19 protein-coding genes are annotated in these 18,898 nt (G+C 39.2%); 17 read left to right on the top strand and 2 right to left on the bottom strand.

The window, feature by feature from the left end; translation table 11 throughout:
- The 7 genes from nikB (at position 1) to QNH17_RS18255 (ending at position 7,218) form a co-directional block, all read left to right on the top strand.
- Entirely contained in the window at positions 1 to 945 is a 945-nt protein-coding gene (nikB, locus tag QNH17_RS18285) for a nickel ABC transporter permease subunit NikB (protein ID WP_283874139.1), read from the top strand.
- Complete coding sequence (gene nikC / locus QNH17_RS18280; protein ID WP_283874137.1) at positions 942 to 1,775, top strand: nickel ABC transporter permease subunit NikC; 834 nt, start codon at positions 942 to 944, stop codon at positions 1,773 to 1,775. The genes nikB and nikC overlap by 4 nt, the downstream gene beginning before the upstream one ends.
- A gap of 15 nt (positions 1,776 to 1,790) precedes the next feature.
- Positions 1,791 to 2,618, top strand: coding sequence for a nickel import ATP-binding protein NikD (gene nikD / locus QNH17_RS18275; RefSeq protein WP_283874136.1), 828 nt, complete (start codon positions 1,791 to 1,793; stop codon positions 2,616 to 2,618).
- A 12-nt stretch (positions 2,619 to 2,630) separates the two neighbouring features.
- The gene (gene nikE, locus QNH17_RS18270; RefSeq protein ID WP_283874135.1) at positions 2,631 to 3,440 is read left to right on the top strand and encodes a nickel import ATP-binding protein NikE; all 810 of its coding nucleotides are present in this window, start codon (positions 2,631 to 2,633) and stop codon (positions 3,438 to 3,440) included.
- A gap of 95 nt (positions 3,441 to 3,535) precedes the next feature.
- Positions 3,536 to 4,852: an MATE family efflux transporter gene (locus QNH17_RS18265; RefSeq protein WP_283874134.1), complete on the top strand. Its 1,317-nt coding sequence runs from the start codon at positions 3,536 to 3,538 to the stop codon at positions 4,850 to 4,852.
- Between the two features lie 474 nt (positions 4,853 to 5,326).
- Positions 5,327 to 6,481 (top strand): ParM/StbA family protein, encoded by a 1,155-nt coding sequence (locus tag QNH17_RS18260; RefSeq protein WP_283874131.1) that lies wholly within the window; start codon positions 5,327 to 5,329, stop codon positions 6,479 to 6,481.
- A gap of 17 nt (positions 6,482 to 6,498) precedes the next feature.
- Positions 6,499 to 7,218, top strand: a complete 720-nt coding sequence (locus tag QNH17_RS18255) for a hypothetical protein (protein WP_283874129.1) — start codon at positions 6,499 to 6,501, stop codon at positions 7,216 to 7,218.
- A gap of 145 nt (positions 7,219 to 7,363) precedes the next feature.
- Here QNH17_RS18255 and QNH17_RS18250 read toward each other — a convergent pair whose 3' ends face one another.
- On the bottom strand, positions 7,364 to 8,188 hold the full coding sequence (locus tag QNH17_RS18250; protein WP_481858531.1) for an ABC transporter permease: 825 nt from the start codon (positions 8,186 to 8,188) through the stop codon (positions 7,364 to 7,366).
- 24 nt (positions 8,189 to 8,212) lie between these two features.
- A complete protein-coding gene (locus tag QNH17_RS18245; protein ID WP_283874125.1) occupies positions 8,213 to 8,980 on the bottom strand; it encodes an ABC transporter ATP-binding protein in 768 nt (255 codons plus the stop codon).
- A 462-nt stretch (positions 8,981 to 9,442) separates the two neighbouring features.
- Between QNH17_RS18245 and QNH17_RS18240 the strand changes: the two genes are divergently transcribed.
- The 10 genes from QNH17_RS18240 (at position 9,443) to menC (ending at position 18,857) form a co-directional block, all read left to right on the top strand.
- Positions 9,443 to 10,336 (top strand): TauD/TfdA dioxygenase family protein, encoded by an 894-nt coding sequence (locus QNH17_RS18240; protein ID WP_283874124.1) that lies wholly within the window; start codon positions 9,443 to 9,445, stop codon positions 10,334 to 10,336.
- Positions 10,337 to 10,463: 127 nt separating this feature from the next.
- Positions 10,464 to 11,453 (top strand): ABC transporter substrate-binding protein, encoded by a 990-nt coding sequence (locus QNH17_RS18235; protein ID WP_283874122.1) that lies wholly within the window; start codon positions 10,464 to 10,466, stop codon positions 11,451 to 11,453.
- Positions 11,454 to 11,631: 178 nt separating this feature from the next.
- On the top strand, positions 11,632 to 12,162 hold the full coding sequence (locus QNH17_RS18230; RefSeq protein ID WP_283874120.1) for a coiled-coil domain-containing protein: 531 nt from the start codon (positions 11,632 to 11,634) through the stop codon (positions 12,160 to 12,162).
- 429 nt (positions 12,163 to 12,591) lie between these two features.
- Positions 12,592 to 13,443 carry a MurR/RpiR family transcriptional regulator gene (locus tag QNH17_RS18225; RefSeq protein ID WP_283874119.1) on the top strand — a complete coding sequence of 284 codons (852 nt, stop codon included), beginning with the start codon at positions 12,592 to 12,594 and terminating at the stop codon, positions 13,441 to 13,443.
- 26 nt (positions 13,444 to 13,469) lie between these two features.
- The gene (locus QNH17_RS18220; protein WP_283874117.1) at positions 13,470 to 14,621 is read left to right on the top strand and encodes an amidohydrolase; all 1,152 of its coding nucleotides are present in this window, start codon (positions 13,470 to 13,472) and stop codon (positions 14,619 to 14,621) included.
- A gap of 12 nt (positions 14,622 to 14,633) precedes the next feature.
- Positions 14,634 to 15,422, top strand: a complete 789-nt coding sequence (locus QNH17_RS18215) for a transporter substrate-binding domain-containing protein (RefSeq protein WP_283874116.1) — start codon at positions 14,634 to 14,636, stop codon at positions 15,420 to 15,422.
- Between the two features lie 12 nt (positions 15,423 to 15,434).
- The gene (locus QNH17_RS18210; RefSeq protein ID WP_283874114.1) at positions 15,435 to 16,091 is read left to right on the top strand and encodes an amino acid ABC transporter permease; all 657 of its coding nucleotides are present in this window, start codon (positions 15,435 to 15,437) and stop codon (positions 16,089 to 16,091) included.
- Positions 16,092 to 16,141: 50 nt separating this feature from the next.
- Complete coding sequence (locus QNH17_RS18205; protein WP_283879535.1) at positions 16,142 to 16,864, top strand: amino acid ABC transporter ATP-binding protein; 723 nt, start codon at positions 16,142 to 16,144, stop codon at positions 16,862 to 16,864.
- Between the two features lie 27 nt (positions 16,865 to 16,891).
- Positions 16,892 to 17,713 carry a GNAT family N-acetyltransferase gene (locus tag QNH17_RS18200; RefSeq protein ID WP_283874112.1) on the top strand — a complete coding sequence of 274 codons (822 nt, stop codon included), beginning with the start codon at positions 16,892 to 16,894 and terminating at the stop codon, positions 17,711 to 17,713.
- A 22-nt stretch (positions 17,714 to 17,735) separates the two neighbouring features.
- The gene (gene menC / locus QNH17_RS18195) at positions 17,736 to 18,857 is read left to right on the top strand and encodes an o-succinylbenzoate synthase (RefSeq protein WP_283874110.1); all 1,122 of its coding nucleotides are present in this window, start codon (positions 17,736 to 17,738) and stop codon (positions 18,855 to 18,857) included.
- Positions 18,858 to 18,898: the final 41 nt, after the last annotated feature.

Genomic DNA, 18,898 nt, shown 5'->3' with positions numbered 1-18,898 from the left:
ATGGGCACTTTTATAATAAAACGAGTTATGTCCATAATCCCAGTTTTTCTTTTGGCCGCACTACTAACAACTGGGATGATTCACTTTTCACCAGTGGATCCGGCCGAGGCTTATTTAACAGCAGCCCATATCGAACCGACCGATGAAATCTTAGCTCAGAAAAGACATGAATTTGGTTTAGATCAACCATTCTTCATTCAATATGTAAACTCTATTTTGAAGATATGCCAACTTGATTTTGGCATATCTTATGTTTCGAATAAGCCCGTTTGGGACGAGGTAATCTACCGAATTCCTGCAACCCTCCAGCTAGCGCTAGGGAGTTTATTCATCGCGGTGCTTGTCAGTGTCCCTCTTGGCTTTTTGGCAGGTGTAAAGAAAAACAGCGCGATTGATCATTTTAGTCGCTTACTTTCCTTTTTCGGGGCATCGATTCCTTCTTTTTGGCTAGGTTATTTATTGATTTTTTTCTTTGCTGTAAAACTGGACCTTTTCCCAGTCGAGGGGTTTGGTACATGGAAGCATCTTGTTCTGCCTTCCATCACACTGGCACTTCCCTTAATTGCAATGTACACAAGACTGTTGCGTGCTAGCATTCTTGAAAATCTACAAGAACCCTATGTGCTATTTGCAAGGACAAGGGGGATCAAAGAAAAAACGATTATGGCTAAGCATGTCTTAAGAATTGCCATTTCCCCGATGATTACTGGTTTGGGGATGAATCTTGGCAAACTACTGACTGGAACGATTATCGTGGAGACCGTTTTTTCTTGGCCAGGGTTTGGCCGTTATTTTATTGAAGCGATTTTTAACCGTGACATACCTATCATTCAATGCTATGTACTCATAGCCGCTAGTTTATTTATATTCAGCAACCTAATGGTGGATCTGATTCAAATGTTTATTGACCCGCGCATATCCAGGAAAGAAGGACAACAACGATGATAACCAGTATACGCAGGATATTTATAAGTCAAAAAGTGATTCCGATATGTTTCATTGTATTAGGGATTCTTTTTACCATCACGTTATTGGCTCCCTGGATTGCACCCAATGATCCAATTGCGGTCAATTTAACTTATAAACTACAGCCTCCATCCTGGGAGTTCCCATTAGGAACGGATCATTTAGGTAGATGTAACTTATCACGCCTTTTATATGGGGGCCGAATATCTTTAGGCTTTGCCATGCTCATTTTCATTTCTTCTGTAACGATTGGTTTACTGATTGGCACCTTTTCTGGATATAAAGGCGGCTGGGTGGATCAGGTCTTGATGAGATTTTGTGATGGTGTGATGGCTTTTCCAAGTCTTATCCTGATCCTTGGATTGGTTGGTATTTTCGGTCCTGGACTTTCGCAGGTCATTTTAGCGCTGATGCTTGTGCAGTGGGTATATTACGCGAGAATGTTCCGAGGAATGGTTCTTAGTCTGAAAGAACAAAACTTTATTGCAGCGGCGAAAATAAGCGGCTCATCGCAATGGAAGATCATTAAAAATCATATTGTTCCAAATGTGCTTCCTCCACTAGTGGTCATGGGTACATTAGAAATGGGGTGGGCCATCATGGATATATCCGCCATGTCGTTTCTTGGTTTAGGAGTACAACCGCCTACACCGGAATGGGGAGCGATGATTCACGAAGGAAAGTCATATATTCGGACAAATCCTGAATTAATGATTTTACCAGGTTTGATGATTATGCTCGTGATTGTGACCTTCAATTTATTGGGCGAAGCGTTATCCGAACGTTACGGTGTCAAACGTCGATCTTAAAAAGGAATGAGAATATTGGGTATAGAACAATCGAATGTGTTACAAGTGAGAGATTTACATGTACAGGTAAAAACAAAAACTGGTGCTGTCACGCTTGTTGAGGATATCAATTTTGAACTGAAGCGTGGGGAGGTACTGGGTCTTGTAGGGGAAAGTGGATGTGGTAAAACCGTTACGAGTATGTCCATTCTTCAGCTTTTCAATCGGAAAACGACAGCGATTGAAGGCAATATCGAATTACAAGGACGCGAATTAAATGGTTTAGGTGAGAAAGAAATGCGTGAGATCCGTGGCAAGGATATCGCTTTTATTATGCAAAATCCGATGAACGCTTTTACACCTGTTTTTACAATTGGCCACCAATTTATTGAAACCATTCGTTCGCATACACAATGGAATAAAAAACAAGCAACAGAGCTGGCACTTGAGGCGATGAATCATGTAAACTTACCAGATCCTGTGAAACTATTAAAATCCTATCCGTTTCAATTGAGTGGCGGTATGCTTCAACGGGTGATGATTGCCATTGCAGCATGCTTACATCCTGCGGTAATTATTGCTGATGAACCGACTACCGCACTAGATGTAAATAATCAAAAAAAAGTGCTGTACCACTTAGATAAAATTCGCTCAGAATATGGTTCATCTATTCTTTTAATATCCCATGATCTCGGTGTTATTGCTGAAATGGCTGATGAGGTGGCAGTGATGCAGAATGGTCGAATCGTAGAAAAAGCTGGTGTATTCAAACTATTTGATGAGCCACAGCATGCGTATACAAAAAAACTATTAAGTGCACGTTCCATATTACATTCAGGTGAATCTGCCTTCCATATGGCTTAGAGGGGTGAAAGAATGAGTTTATTACAAGTAAATAAAGTAACCCATAGCTATGGATCTCAAACGTATTTCAACTGGAAAGATCGTTCGAAAAAAATACTTTCCGACATATCTCTATCTATTGAGGAAGGAACATGTTTAGGTTTGCTTGGTACGAGCGGAGCTGGAAAAAGTACCTTAGGAAGAGTGATTCTTGGTCTGGAACGGCCGCAATCTGGACAGGTTCTGTTTCAAGGGCAAGATATTTATACCGCAGATAAGCATAGTCGTCAAAAGATTCGTCGTGATCTTCAAGTAGTATTTCAGGACTCCTACTCATCCGTCAACCCTCGAATGACGGCGGAACGAATTATTGCAGAGCCGCTGGAAAACTATGAAAAGCTAACAGTGGCTGAGCAAAAAAGAACCGTTATTGAATTATTAGAAAGGGTAGGGCTAAGTGAAGGGGACTTAAAAAAATATCCGAATCAATTTAGCGGCGGCCAATTGCAAAGGATTAATATTGCAAGAGCCATCTCTCTCAAGCCAAAGCTGATCGTCTTGGACGAATCTGTCAGTAGTCTAGATATGGTGAATCAAACCCTTATTTTAGAATTACTAAAGGAACTAAAAGCAGACTTCGGGTTATCCTATCTCTTTATTACACATGACATTAAAGCTGCCTATACGATTAGTGAACGATTAGGTGTACTAGAAAAAGGAGAATTGGTCGAGCTTCACGATGATAAAAAACAGTTTTTTACTTCAGAACATCCTGTAGTAAATCAGATGAGGGATTCCATGCTGGCCGAGCACCCACGTTTTCGAACGGTTAGACGTGCTTAATTTAAACATTATATTCACTTTTCGAATGCCTCGATTTCATTTACAAAATCGGGGCTATTGTTCATATTTAAATAGATAGAAGGAGGAAATTCCTAATGAATCATCGTGCGTATCTCACATTGGCGATTCCCCTAACGATCTCGACGATGACAACACCCTTGTTAGGTGCTGTAGACACAGCCGTAGTCGGGCAACTTCCCGATTCGGCCTATATTGGAGGAGTTGCCGTCGGGACTCTTATTTTTAATACGTTGTATTGGGTATTCGGTTTTTTACGGGTTAGTACATCTGCTTTTGCCGCACAAGCAAATGGGGCAAGCAATCAAGCGCAAGGAATACTTGCTTTATCGCGTCCATTTTTATTAGCTGTTGTGGTTGGGATGTGTTTTATTCTCTTACAATGGCCGATTGAATATATAGCTATGATATTGTTTTCAAAGGATGCTGATGTCAGTCAGTTTGCTGCTGAATATTTTCGCATTCGAATTTGGGGAGCACCCTTTACCTTGATGAACTATGTGATTCTTGGCTGGCTAATGGGGATGGCAAAGATAAAAGAATCTTTATTTCTACAGGTGTTAATGAATGTATTGAATATGATCTTGGCCATTCTATTTGTCCATGTCTTTTCTTTTGCTGTAAAAGGGGTCGCTGCTGCCGCTTTGATTGCTGAAGTAACAGCCTTTATAGTAGGGATGGTCATTGTGAGGAAGGCATCAATGTTTGAATGGAGGTTACCATCTTTTCAAGAACTTATCGATACACAGTCTTTGAAAAAGATGTTTAACGTGAACAAGGATTTGTTTATTCGGACGATTTGTTTATTAGTCGTTTTTAATATGTTTACAGCAAAAGGTGCTTCGTTTGGAACAGACCTATTAGCTGCTAATGCTGTACTATTCCAAATTCATTACATCATGGCTTATTTCTTCGATGGGTTTGCCAATGCCACGAGTATTCTGGTCGGCAAATCAGTAGGATCAAAGGACAGGGAATTATATAAAAAAACACTTACATTATCAAAGCAATGGTCGGTGATTACGGCAATTGTTATCGCTTGTATTTATGGATTATTTCAAGAACAAATTATTGCTCTATTTACCAATCTGCCAAGGGTAATCGAACTTTCAACTACCTATGGAAAATGGCTGATCCTTTACCCGTTTGCTGCGTGTTTTGGCCTTGTCATTTATGGTGTCTTCACAGGTGCAACTGATATTGCTCCGGTTCGAAACTCTATGATTTACGCAATGATCCTCTATATCCTTATACAATTTACGGCAACGCCTATCTGGCATAATCATGGCCTCTGGCTGGCTTTCATTTTATACTCGTTTGGGCGTTCTGGATTCTTGGTCATGTATACGCCTAGATTAAATAAAAGATTATTATCTATGAAGAATGGAATCTAAAAATTACAGCTACTTCTGAATTGATTTTTGTATGATTGTCATTACATAATGTTCGACATAAAACAGTCTTCAAAACAGTTTGAGAATAGCGTGCCAGGTCTGTTGGGTTCGATTCCCAGGCAGTCCCGCCAATCTACATATTAAAATAATAACCGCACGGTGATTTTTCATTGTGCGGTTTATCATTAGTTGTCCTCTATTAAGTTCTTCCTCATATTTTGTTTAAATTTAAGGCTTCTTGTCGTTTATGCTTTAGATTCCTCATTTATATAACCTAAATTACTATTTCTGTGGTAACACTGTTAAAGGAAGTCGAATGGAAACTCATTTCCCACCCAGTGGCGGTGTCTCTGGATGAATTAGGACAATAGTAAAGCATTTTTTCACTAATCTAAATTTATAAACAACTTTAGACAAATAAAACAGAAAAATATATAATTATTATGAGGAAATAGCAGGAAAAGAGGAGAAATAATGGATATAAAACGTCAAAATGTCGATTTTGGTAATTCAGTCTTTCAAACCCTTGTGGACGGTTATTATTTTGAGATTCCTACAAATGTAGTAGAAATAACGAAGGAAAAGGCAGACGGCCACTTTCCGTCTACTTTCCATGATCCCCAATCCCTTTTACAAAGTTTACTAATTTCAACAACGATAGACGGTGTAGAGAAATATTATCTAGTGGGCGATTCAGCGGAAAAACAAGTGTTAGGAAACATTCATATCAACAAACTTCATGATAAAACGGAATCTGAGATTCCCTATGTAATGTTCCTTGCGTCAGTTGCTTATTACAATGTAATAAAAGGAAACGGCAAAGAAGATAATCGAGTGAACATTAATTATTTTTCAACTATGCTTCCAATTTGGCTGCTTAAGAAAACGAACAAGTTCAGTGATATGCAAAATAAAATGGCAAACCGATTTGAAGGGGAGCATCGTGTAACGATTTTAACTCCAGGATTTGAGAGAGATGTATCCATTCACGTCGAAACAAGCAAATGTCGGATTGAAAGTGAAGTTGCTCGCTGGGCAATTAAAAAAGATTTTGATTTACAAGATCGTGAGGAAGCAAATTCATTTCAAAACTATGAAACTCTAATTGTGGATTTAGGAGGAGGGACCGTTGATCTTGCATTGCTTCAATCAGGACTTCAGGCTCCTAAGAGCAGGGAATCATTGAACTGCTTCGCTGACATTTCGTACCTAAAACACATTGATAAACTAAGAAGTGAAAAGTTACTCGAGTACTTTGATGATGTTCGTTCACTAGAAGAATTCATTATCAATAACATTGATAAAACAAAAATGGAACAAATGGATGGAAATAGCGGTAAAAAGGTTGATCTCACAGAGCAAATCCATGAGTCATTAAGGGAATACACTCAAATTTTAATAACGAAAATTGAAAACACATTTCCTTCTCCTAAAGATAAAGTCTATAAATATGTTTATATTGGTGGAATAGCGAGCATCCTTAAACGATTCATCCAAGAATCGATCGATATAAGGTATGGAGCCGAAATTAGAGAGCAAAATCATATATTCCTTCCAGATACAAGAAAGTTAAATTTATATGGTCTAGAAATTATAAGCAGGCATGAAACAAACGTAGTTTTCGCCTAAGTAGAGGAGGAGAACATATGAGCAACAAAGATTATCTTCATGGTGAAAAGTTGGTTGGCAATTTAAACAATATGTATTCAAATCTAGGTGCACAGATGATTGCACCTTTTTACGCACTTTCGAACTTTTTTATATCCGCTGTTAATCTCCAAACGGATGTGGTTGGATTAATGAAAAAGGAATCAGGAAGAAATGAAGAACCTGTAATGTTAACTTTAGAAACTTCGAAAATTTCTCCAAAGGTGTATTCAATTCTCGAGCAAAAGGCAAAAGCAAATCAGCTGGAGGATTATATTGCGAAGCTAGTTGAGCAAGATGTAGATAAATTGGACAAGGAAGAAGAGAACATAGCCTTAGTTGATACACTACGTAAAGAGTTTTTAGGTAAAATCAACCTACTTAAGCAAGAATTCGCCTCCCGTCTTGTTGTTGATGCTAATCAGAGGGGGGCTGGCCAAGCAAACGAGTTGCGTGATTTTGTCACGAAACTTGGTGAGCAAAAATTAGACAAGCAAGAATTCCAAACTTTGTTAAACTCCCTTCGAAGTGATTTATTAGATGAGATTAGCTTGCTTAAAAATGACCGTGTTTTCCGTCCAGAGGTTTCTCCCAATCCAAACAAGTTTAATCCTGCTTTGGAACCTGCGGAAGAAGTGAATGATTTTAAAGAAGGACAATTGCTCGAAAGTGATCAAGTTAAAGGAACTATTAATGAAGTTATAGATATGGATTTTTAAATATAGTGGATTAATGTTCTACTATGGCTGCAAAACCTACATAAAAGACTACGTCCATATGAACAGGAAGTAGTCTTTTTATGTTGTAGTAGGTCTAGCCGACTTATCTTAGTTAAAGGAATAGAGTGGATTGTTTGGTATTTGGTTAAGCTTTAAAGCTATCCTGCCATTTTAGTAAACGATGTTCTAAAAAGCGGACAATCGAGTCGGATATTTTACCAGCAAGGGCAAAGATGATAATGCCAACAAAGACAGTGTCTGTCTGCATAAATGAACGGGCATCTTGGATCATGAAGCCCACACCCCTATCTGCGCCCAATAACTCTGCGACAACTAAGCACATCCAGGCAGCGCTTAGAGCTAAGCGTATACCAAGTAAAATATTCGGTAAAGAAGCTGGAATCATCAACTTAGTTATTTGCTCTATTCGGCTGTACTCTAAGATTTGAGCAACATCGTATAGTTTTTTATCTACATTACGAATGCCTAAAAAGGTTTGTAAATATAAAGGGAAAAAGGCACCTAAAGCAATGAGTAATATTTTAGATAATTCACCAAACCCTAACCACATGATAAATAGCGGTGTAATCACAAGCAGTGGGACAGTCCGGAGCATTTGGATACTTGGGTTTAAATATTCCTCGGCCCTTTTGTTCATACCAACAATGACACCGATTAATAATCCCAAAAATCCGCCGATACCAAAGCCGAGTATTGCTCGGATTAAACTAATTTGCAAATGTTTAGCCATCTCCCCTGACTGGACTAGCTCAACGAAGCGAGTGACAATTAACAATGGTGAAGAAAATAATTGAACTGGCAAGATACTGAGTGAACTTAACAATTGCCATAAAATCAATACGAAAACAGGTAGGGATAATCCGCGCCACATAGAGTAGCTTTTAGTTAATGGTGATTTTTTTTTCTTAATGGAAATGGCTTTGTTCTGTGCAATTGTTTGTGTAGACATTTTTATCATCCTTTCTTTTTTAAGTTAAATGCTCCAATCTTCTATTTCGTTAACTTGGTGATCAAGGAGTTTCAAGATAACGGTTCGGTATTCTTGGAATGCTTTACTGATCCTTGTTCTAGGATAAGGTAAATCAATAGGGACAATCCCCTTAATTCGCCCTGGCTTTGCATCCATGACGACGACTTTAGATGACAAAAAGATCGCCTCATCAATATCGTGGGTGACAAGCATCATTGTCGTCTGATTTTCCTCCCATATTTCAAGTAATGCTTCTTGTAGATGGTTGCGAGTGAATGCATCTAAAGCACCAAACGGTTCATCTAACAATAACACTTCAGGATTCCGCAGCAAGGCCCTAGCAATTGCTACACGTTGTGACATTCCCCCTGATAATTGGCGCGGATATGCTTTTTCAAATCCTTTCAGTTTTACAAGTGAAATTAATTGGTCCACTTTTGCACGTATTTCTGGATCTTTTAATGACAAGTTACCTGAAATATTTTTTTCTACGTTTAACCAGGGAAACAAACGATGCTCTTGAAAAATAAAGCCGCGATCCTTAGAGGGACCATTCACTGCCTTATCAGCTATCATAATTTCGCCTTCAAAATCTAAATCAAGTCCGGCAATTAATTTTAATAATGTACTTTTTCCGCAACCGCTGGGACCAATAATCGTCAGAAACTCACCATAGTTTACGGAAAGATTAAAATCCTCTAAAACTTTAATACTTTCATTGTCACTGTTAAACGTTTTTCTTACATGATTAATTGTCACTGTTGATACCATAATGTTCATCATCCTTTCTTAAATAAAAAAAGAGATTCGGCGAAAAGACAAATGTGTCTTTTCACCGAATCTCCAGTAGACTAGTCGATTCATTCGAATGAATTAATTTATAACAATTTAACATGGATAATAGTAATAATCAAGATATTAAAACCAACTAAATTTATAGGAATAATCAAAAAAATAATTGACAGACTATTTAGAACCCTGTTAAGATGCATTCATAAGCAAACCACTTTTCCAATTTAGTCCAATTAAATTAAAGTGATAGAATCCACTAGACGACTAGAGATTTAACAAAGAGACGCTTCCAGGCTCGCTTTGTTGAATCTCTTTTTGTTTTTTGATTTTAAACCGACTATATCACTGGGTTAAGTGGGAAATAAAAAGTCAGGAGGCGGATCAAAAGAGATTTGCGTTGGATTTGAAAAAAATAAAACAAATAAATTGGAGGAATTGGAAATGACAGCTTCTCAAACAAAACAATTAAAAGTGGTGCCGCAAGCAGGAAGAATTGGTGCAGAAATTCAAGGTGTTCAATTAGGCGGTGATTTAGAACCAAGTATTTTACATGAAATTAAACAAGCACTAAACGAGTACAAGGTAGTGTTTTTTAAGGGCCAAAATCATTTAACGGATGCAAGCCAAGAAGCCTTTGCAACATTATTAGGCGAACCATATGCTCATCCGACCGTACCAGTAAAAGATAATACGAACTATATTTTTGAGCTGGACTCGGAGGTAGGTGCAAAAGCGAATCATTGGCATACGGATGTTACGTTTGTTCCTGAGGTTCCTAAATACTCTATTTTAAGAGGTGTAACAATTCCAGAGGTTGGCGGGGATACGGTTTGGGCAAATACGAATACAGCGTATGAAGACCTTCCGGATGGCTTAAAAAAATTAGCTGATAAGTTATGGGGAATTCATTCCAATGAATTTGATTATGCGCAGTATAAACGAAGTGATATTGATGTTAATGAAGTTACCAAAAAATATCGTGATGTTTTTGAATCAACGGTTTTTAAAACGAGACATCCAGTTGTACATGTTCACGCCGAAACCGGTAAAAAGCATTTGTTATTGGGAGGATTTGCAGGAAGGATAGATGGTTATACAACAAGTGAATCTGAACGATTGTTGAGTATCTTTGATTCTTACGTCACTCGTCTAGAAAATACCGTACGCTGGAAATGGACGGAAGGGGATGTGGCTATTTGGGATAACTTGGCCACGCAGCATTATGCGGTAGCAGACTACGGGGATCGTCATCGTGTGGTACGACGCGTAACCGTCGGAAAAGACGTACCCGTTAATCAAGAAAATGAGGTAAGCCGATTAATAGGTAAGAAATAAAATCTAACCCATTCAATAAAAAGAGGTTCCGATAAGGAGATCACGCTCATTGCGAACCTCTTTTTTTATCATAGCCAGGAAGCACACATGCAGCGGGTGAAGCCATGTGATACGAGGAGGTTTAAATATGGAGAAATATCGTAAGCACTTATTAGGATTATTATTGGTCATTTCCATGATCTTTTTATTAGCAGGATGCAATTCATCCACAGAAAAAACGGATGCCAAAGGGGCTCCAGTTAAAGTGAATATTGCATTAAATGGAAAAATGGGTCCTCTAGTCATTGCTCGAGAAAAGGGCTGGTTCGAAGAAGAGTTTAAGGCACTGAATGCCGATGTAAAATGGAGTGAATTCACAAGCGGCCCCCCGCTTTTAGAATCACTTGCTTCCAATCGTGTTGATTTATCGTTTTTAGGAGATGGTGCGTTAATCGCAGGTATAGATAAAAAGCTTCCCTTTGAAGTGATTGCCCAAACCGGTACAGGTGAATCGAATGTTCGGATTTTAGTACAAAAAAATGGGGATATAAAGACGATTAAAGAATTAAAAGGCAAGACAGTGGGTGTTCCTCTTGGGACAACGGCACATGTGTATCTAATTAAAGCTTTGAAAGCAAATGGTTTAACGACAGATGATGTGAAACTCATCAATCTTCAACCCGATGATGCACAAGCGGCCTTTGAATCCAAAAAATTAGACGCATGGTCCGCGTGGAATCCTTATTATCTAAATAATGTTGAAAAAGGGATTGCAGTAACTCTAAATGTAAACAAAAAAATATTTGCCCCTGGCGCTATTATTGCCAGGTCAGGCTTTGCAAAAGAACATCCTGAAATTGTTCAGGCCTATTTAAGAGTGTACAAAAAAGCAGCCGATTGGCAAATTGAAAATCCAGATAAAGCATCTGAAATATATTCACGCGCAACCAAACTTCCAGCTGATCTCATAAAGAAAATCATCACAGCGGAAAAACCTAATATTCTTTTTACAGAAGAGTCAATTAACGCACAACAAGATTCCATTGACACATTAGCCGATGTAGGGTACATCCAGAAAGCATTTAATTATGAAAAACAGATTCATAAAGAGTACCTTGATGCTGCATTTAAAAAATAGCATCATAAAGTAAAATAAAAAAAGGTGCCTGACACCATCCATTTTCTTGGATGGTGTCAGGCACCTTTTTGATTGAGACGTTATCAGTTTACCTTCCAGGTTGAACAGTAATTTGAAACCCTCGACAAATATCTACATAAACCTGCTATAATATAACCAATAAAAGAAGGGTGTGAGAATGATGGAAAAAACACTCAAATTGATATTGGACAAACTTGATTCCTTGGACCAAAAAGTAAACACGATTGACCAAAGAATCACTGGCATGGATCAAAAGATAACTGACATGGATCAAAGAATCACTAGCATGGGTCAAAAGATAACTGGCATGGACCAAAGAATCACTGTCATGGATCAAAAGATAACTGACATGGACCAAAGAATCAATGTCATGGATCAGAAGATAACTGACATGGACCAAAGAATCACTGGAACGGATCAAAAGATAACTGACATGGATCTAAGATTAAATACTGAACAAAAAAGACAAGGGGATTTATTACAACAATTAATTAATACAGTAGCAGCCACGAATGTAAAGCTTTCCGAAACAAACGAAAGAATGGATGCAATGGCAACGAAAGTAGACATTGTTATAGATGATGTGAAAGATATCAAAAATTCTATGGCTACAAAATATGACCTTGAATATTATGACCGGATGATTTCCGAACACTCCAGGGAAATTCATAAGTTGAAAAATAGCTAAAACTCTCCATTAAGAATCCTTCATAATAACCTATTTCAATATATTAAAACCTTTAGGGTCAGTCCCCCAGTATGTTAATGCTTTAACGTGCCGGGGGACTGACTCGGATTTTCCATAAAATATAAAACACTCACAAAATGCGTTTAATCAACGTTTGTGGGTGTTTTTTTATTACATTGCAGACTACTTTGATATACAGCTAACTTGATTGCTATGGAGCGAATTAAACTGTATTTCTACTAAACATGGTTTTCAGTTGTTCACACACATTCGATACAAATTCATTTTTCCGAACATGCTATAAAAAAGTAGTTTTTAATAAAAAATATTTCTAAATATTCAAGAAATGATGTATAATAAAAAACAATAAAGAAGTTACTGCAACATTTATAAAAAATGAAGTATTAACTGCACATTTTGGAGGGCCGTATGAAAAGTTTTGAAAGGATTATTAAAGAAAAATATGATACCTTGTCACCTGGGCAAAAAAAAGTTGCCAAACATTTGATAGAAAAACTGGATGAATCTGCTTTTAGCACAGCGATGATGATTGGACGGAAGGTAGAAGTTAGTGAAACCACCGTCATCCGTCTTTCCTACGCATTAGGATTTAATGGTTTCAGTGAAATGCAGAATTACATTCAACAGCAAATCGTAAACAAAAGTTTGCATCCATTTAGTTCAGATCCGCAAGTAGAAAGGAAAGAGGAAGAGCACACGTCTCTCTTTACAGAGATCCTGGAAAAAGAAATTCTTTCCCAGCGGCAAACCAATCATCAACTGAATGAAACAGAACTATGGAAGGTTGTTAATGAATTAATCAATGCCGATCGAATCTTCATTTTGGGAATGGGTGCATCCTATGCACCGGCACACTGGTTTTCTTTCCAGCTCCATTCTCTTCGGGATCAAGTCACACTCTGCCCATCAACTGGAGAAATCTACGAGCGGTTGGGGGATTTAAGTGAGCGTTCTGTTTTATTTATTATCTCGTTTCCGCGCTATTCGAAGGAAACCTTGCATATTGCAGAGTGTGCCAAAAAACAGGGGATTCCTTTAATTTGCGTGACCGATCGTTTATTGTCTCCCATTGGTCGAATCGCTGACCTTACATTAACCACGGAGGAAGATTCAGAATCGGCCGCCCATTCCATTACACCAGCCATTATATTGTTGGATTTTATCATTGCCGGGATGAAGGTGAAAGATTCTCAGCGGATTCAAGCTCGGCAGCAGAAATTAGAAGAGCTTTACACGAATTACCATGTTTTTATTGAATGAACACTTGTTAGGAGAGGAGAAATTCAATGAACCAGCTTATTCATTTTATAAATGAGCAGGAGACAGCCATTTTAAAGACTTATGCTGACCTGCACCAATTGGCTGAACCTAGCTGGCAAGAACAAAAGACTTCCCAATATATTCAGGAAGTGTTAACAAGAGCGGGGATATCATTTAAGACCTTCGCTGGTCACTATGGAATTATTGCTGATATACCAGGTGAAGGCGACGAAATCGTTGCTTTACGCGCGGATCTGGATGCCCTATTACAAGAAGTGAAAGGGAAGGTCCAACCCAATCATTCCTGTGGCCATGATGCCCACAGCACGATGGTACTACATACTGCCTTGGCTTTTGCGGCTTGTAAACCAGAACGATCAAAGCCGGTTCGTTTCATTTTCCAACCAGCAGAGGAGAAAGGCGAAGGTGCACTACAAATGATGCAAGATGGAGCATTGGAAGGTGTCCACTACTTATTTGGTGTACATCTACGACCCTGGATGGAAGTTCCGATGGGGAAAGCCGCTCCTGCCATCGTGCATAGTTCCTGTACCACCATTTACGGAGTCATTAAGGGGAAACAAGCCCATGCATCGCGGCCCCAGGATGGTAACAATTCGATCGAAGCGGCATCTTACGTAATCCAAGCCTTGCAAAACATTCGTTTAAAAAACCCTGATTCTTTTTCGATAAAAATGACGGGTTTACATGCTGGGGGAAATTCCTCCAATGTCATTCCTGAAACGGCAAATTTTATATTAGATTTACGGGCAGCAACAAATGAAGACATGGAAGAGCTGCAGTCCAGAGCATTAGATTTGCTTGAGAAAGTAGGTGCTCTTACTGGGACAAGAATAAGCGCCTCTGTGGAAGAATTTGTTCCAGCCGCAAGATTAAATAATGAAGCGATTAAGATGGCAAAGGAGGCTGCGGCCACTGTCATGGGAGAAGAAAATGTGGTGGACAACTGTATTTCACAAGGGGGTGAAGATTTTCATTTCTATACCCTTCAAAATCCGGGAATAAAGGCGACCATGATTGGACTTGGCTGTGACTTGCGTCCTGGTCTTCATCACCCGGAGATGGAATTTAATCAAGAAGCGCTCCTCTATGGAACGAAAATATTATCATGTCTAGTTTATAAGGCTGCTTCAAATAATCATAAAAATAAACGGTAATGGGGGATTAAGATGAAAAAGTTTATGGCTGGTTTGTGTATAGCGTGTCTAGTCCTGATCATGGCTGCGTGCGGTGGTAGCAAGGATGCCAGCGGTTCAGCAAAAGGAGATACACTTAAGTCGATTAAGGATAAGGGAGAAATGAAGATTGCCCTTGAGGGAGCGTACCCTCCATATAACTACATTAATAAAAGCAATGAGTTAGAAGGATTTGACGTGGATATTGCTCAAGAAGTGGCAAAAAGACTTGGTGTGAAAGCGGTTTTAGTCTCAAACCCCTGGGATAGTATGATCCCTGCATTAACGGGGAAAAAGTTTGATATTATCATTTCAGATATGGCGATTACCGAGGAAAGAAAGAAGAAAGTATCGTTTAGCGACCCTTATTTTACCACTGGTAATCAGTTGTTTGTTCCAAAAGATTCTTCGATAAAAGACCCAAAAGGCATGAAAGGGAAAAAGATTGGAGTAACGATCTCAACTACTGCAGCAGAAGAGGTAACCAAGCTTGGGGCCGACGTGAAACTGTATAAGAATGATTTTCTTGCTTTTGAAGACTTAGTAAATGGACGTCTTGATGGTGTTTCAACAGACCAAGGCGTCGGTGCCAAAATTATCCTCGATCAGAATTATAGTTTAGTAGCAATTGCCGGACTATTAAATACTGAATTAGCGGGCATGACGATTCGCAAAGAAGATAATGATTTCCGTAAAGAAATCAATAAGGTGATCGCCGAAATGCAAAAAGACGGTAAATACGAAGAAATTAGTAAAAAATGGTTTGGAAAAGACATCCGATAAGGAGCGAAAGATATGTTAGATTTTTCTCTTGTAACTGAATACATTCCATTTTTACTCAAGGCATCGATCATGACCCTTGAAATCTCGATTCTTTCCTTAATCCTTGGGTTAGTGATGGGAATTATCATTGTAATCTTGAAGATTTCAAAGTTTAAGATTTTGTCATTGTTCGCCGACTTTTATATTTGGGTCCTTAGGGGGACCCCGCTGTTGGTGCAACTATTTCTTGTTTACTTCGGCCTTCCGCAACTCGGGATTGAACTAGATCCCTTTACCGCGTCAGTGCTGGCGTTAGGAATAAACGCCGGAGCCTATATTGCTGAAATTTTAAGAGGAGGGATCTTGTCCATCCCAAAAGGGCAGATGGAAGCAGCTCAGTCACTTGGACTGGGTTATCCCACAATTATGAGAAGAATTATTCTCCCGCAGGCGCTAAGAGTAAGTATCCCTGCGATTGGAAATGAATCTATCACACTATTAAAAGATTCATCGCTTGCGTCGCTTGTTACCGTTTCAGAATTGATGATGACTTCACAAAGATTTGCGTCAACGAATTATGCATTTATTGAATTCTATATTACAGCTGCCATTCTTTACTTAGTGATGACCACGATCTTCTCGTTTTTCTTAAGAAAAGTAGAATTTAAGTTGTCGATCAGCGAACGTTAGTCAAGGGAGGACCTAATGTGTCAAATCATGTGAAAGATCATCTTCATCCTATTATTGAAATTGAAAAAGTCCATAAAAGTTTCCATCAGCTAGAAGTTTTAAAAGGGATTAATTTACAGGTGTATCCTGGCGAGGTTGTTGCTCTGATTGGGTCAAGCGGCTCGGGTAAAAGTACGCTCCTCCGCTGTCTGAACGGGCTTGAGACCCTGTCTTCTGGTCGAATTACGATTGATGGAATGGAATTAAACTATTCTTCGCGTAGTATTCAACAAATTAGACGGGAAGTGGGCATGGTATTTCAACAATTTAACCTATTCCCGCACCTTACCGTCTTACAAAATATTATAGAGGCGCCTATTCAGGCGTTAAAGAAGTCTAAAGCAGAAGCTGTCGAACAGGCTTTAGTCCTCCTCGAAAGAGTCGGTCTTAAAGATAAAAAGGATGTATACCCAAGGAAGCTTTCCGGTGGTCAGCAGCAGCGGGTCGCGATTGCACGGGCGATGGCCATGAATCCGAAAATTATGCTCTTTGATGAACCGACTTCTGCGTTAGACCCAGAACTAGTTAGTGAGGTTCTCAATGTTATGAAGGGGTTAGCCGAAGAAGGAATGACGATGCTGATCGTAACACACGAGATGAAGTTTGCTAGAGAAGTAGCTGATCGAGTTATTTATATGTGTGACGGTGTCATTGAGGAACAAGGACCGCCACTTCAACTATTCAGCAATCCAAATAGTGATCGTTTAAAAAGTTTTCTTAAAAGTGTCATCTAATCAAGTGCAGGAGGTGCGTTACTCAAGATGGATTTATTAGAACCGATTACGATTCGTATGTTACATTCGGCAGAGGAATTGACTGCCGTGAGAGATTTAGAAAGTCTTATTTGGGCGGATGAAGATCCGGTCCCAGTGAATCATAGCATTGCCGTTGTAAAAAATGGCGGGCTGGTGATTGGCGCTTTTTCTGGCCCACGATTAATTGGATTTCAATATAGCTTTCCTGGATTTAATGGGACAACCATATATCTTTGCTCACACAGTATGGGCATTCACCCAGATTTTCAAAAAATGGGCATCGGTGAAAAATTAAAATTAAGGCAGCGAGAAGAAGCTCTTAGTAAGGGCTACCGATTAATCGTGTGGACATATGATCCACTAGAAACGGTTAATGGATATCTTAATTTAAGCAAATTAGGTGGAGTTTGTACGCAGTATATTGAAAATTGTTACGGTGAAATGCCTGATATTCTGAATGCAGGCTTACCATCTGATCGTTTTTTAGTGGAATGGGACATTGCTGGGGAAACGCCGAAGCTATCGGAAGATTCTGCTAAAGTCGAAGAAGTGCCCCTATTGATTCAAGTGGAAGTAGATGCTCAGGGCTTCCCGGTTCCGAAAGCTGTGTTACTTGATCACGAATGGAATGTAAATGTCCTGTATGTACCTGTTCCGAATCAATTCCAAACCATAAAAGCGAATGATTTAGAAACTGCATTGGATTGGCGTCTGAAAACGCGCGAAGTTTTTACCTATTATTTAAGCAAAGGATGGACGGTTACGGCATTACGAAAGAGTAATCTTCCTTACCTCCATCACTATGTATTAACTAAGAAACATACTTAAAACGAAGTGAGGGATAGATAGAATGGAAATACAACGAATCGTATTACGACATATGAAAATGGATCTTTTACACCCTTTTACAACAGCGGTTGGAACGGAATATGATAAAGATTTTATTTTAGTGGAAGTCCTAACGAAGGATGGCATTTCGGGATGGGCCGAATCTGTTGCTGCGATCGATGCCACCTATAAGGAAGAAACAGTCAAAACCAATTGGCATATGATGGAGGATTTTTTAATTCCCCTTCTTCTGAAAGAGCCGATTTCTCATCCGGATGAGGTTTCCGAACGGTTCCATCATATTCGAGGAAATTACATGGCGAAGGCTGCTCTGGAAGGGGCAATCTGGGATGCATATGCTAAACAGCAGGGAATAAGTCTTTCTGCCGCTCTCGGAGGAAAGTTAGAAAAGATCGAAGTTGGTGTCAGTATTGGCATTCAGGATACGGTCGAAGAACTATTGAATTTGATAGAAGGTAGTCTGCAAGAGGGATATAAGCGCATCAAAGTGAAAATTCAACCAGGATGGGATTTAAATATTTTAGCAGAGATACGTAAACGGTACCCGGATATTCCATTGATGGCTGACGCAAATACCGCTTATACACTAGATGATCTCGATACTCTTAAGGCAATGGACCAATTCAACTTAACCATGATTGAACAGCCATTAGGCTTTGATGATATCATCGACCACGCGCAGCTCCAAGCGCAAATAGAGACTCCGATTTGTCTGGATGAAAGTATCCATAGTGTCGAAGATGTAAGAAAGGCGATTCAACTGGGAAGTTGTAAAATAATAAACATAAAAATCGGCCGTGTCGGAGGACTAACCGAGTCCAAACGGATCCATGATCTATGCGAGGCAAATGGAATTCCCGTCTGGTGTGGAGGAATGCTAGAGTCTGGAGTTGGCAGGGCACATAATATTGCGATCACAAGCTTGTCTAATTTTACACTTCCAGGTGATACAGCGGCCTCAGCCCATTACTGGAAGGAAGATATTATCGACCCCGAGGTAATCGTTGAAGATGGGATGATTACCATTCCCAAACTTCCGGGTATCGGGTATGAACCAAATCGCGACAGGATTGAAAAGTATACCCTGTATAGCCGTACTTTTCATTCAAAGAATATAAAATAACAAAAATGCCAGTCCCCATCATTTGGTAACCAAGTGAGGGG

Origin of the sequence: Neobacillus sp. SuZ13 (genome assembly GCF_030123365.1) — a bacterium.
Classification (GTDB): domain Bacteria; phylum Bacillota; class Bacilli; order Bacillales; family Cytobacillaceae; genus Neobacillus.
This window is presented reverse-complemented; position numbering and strand designations above follow the sequence as displayed.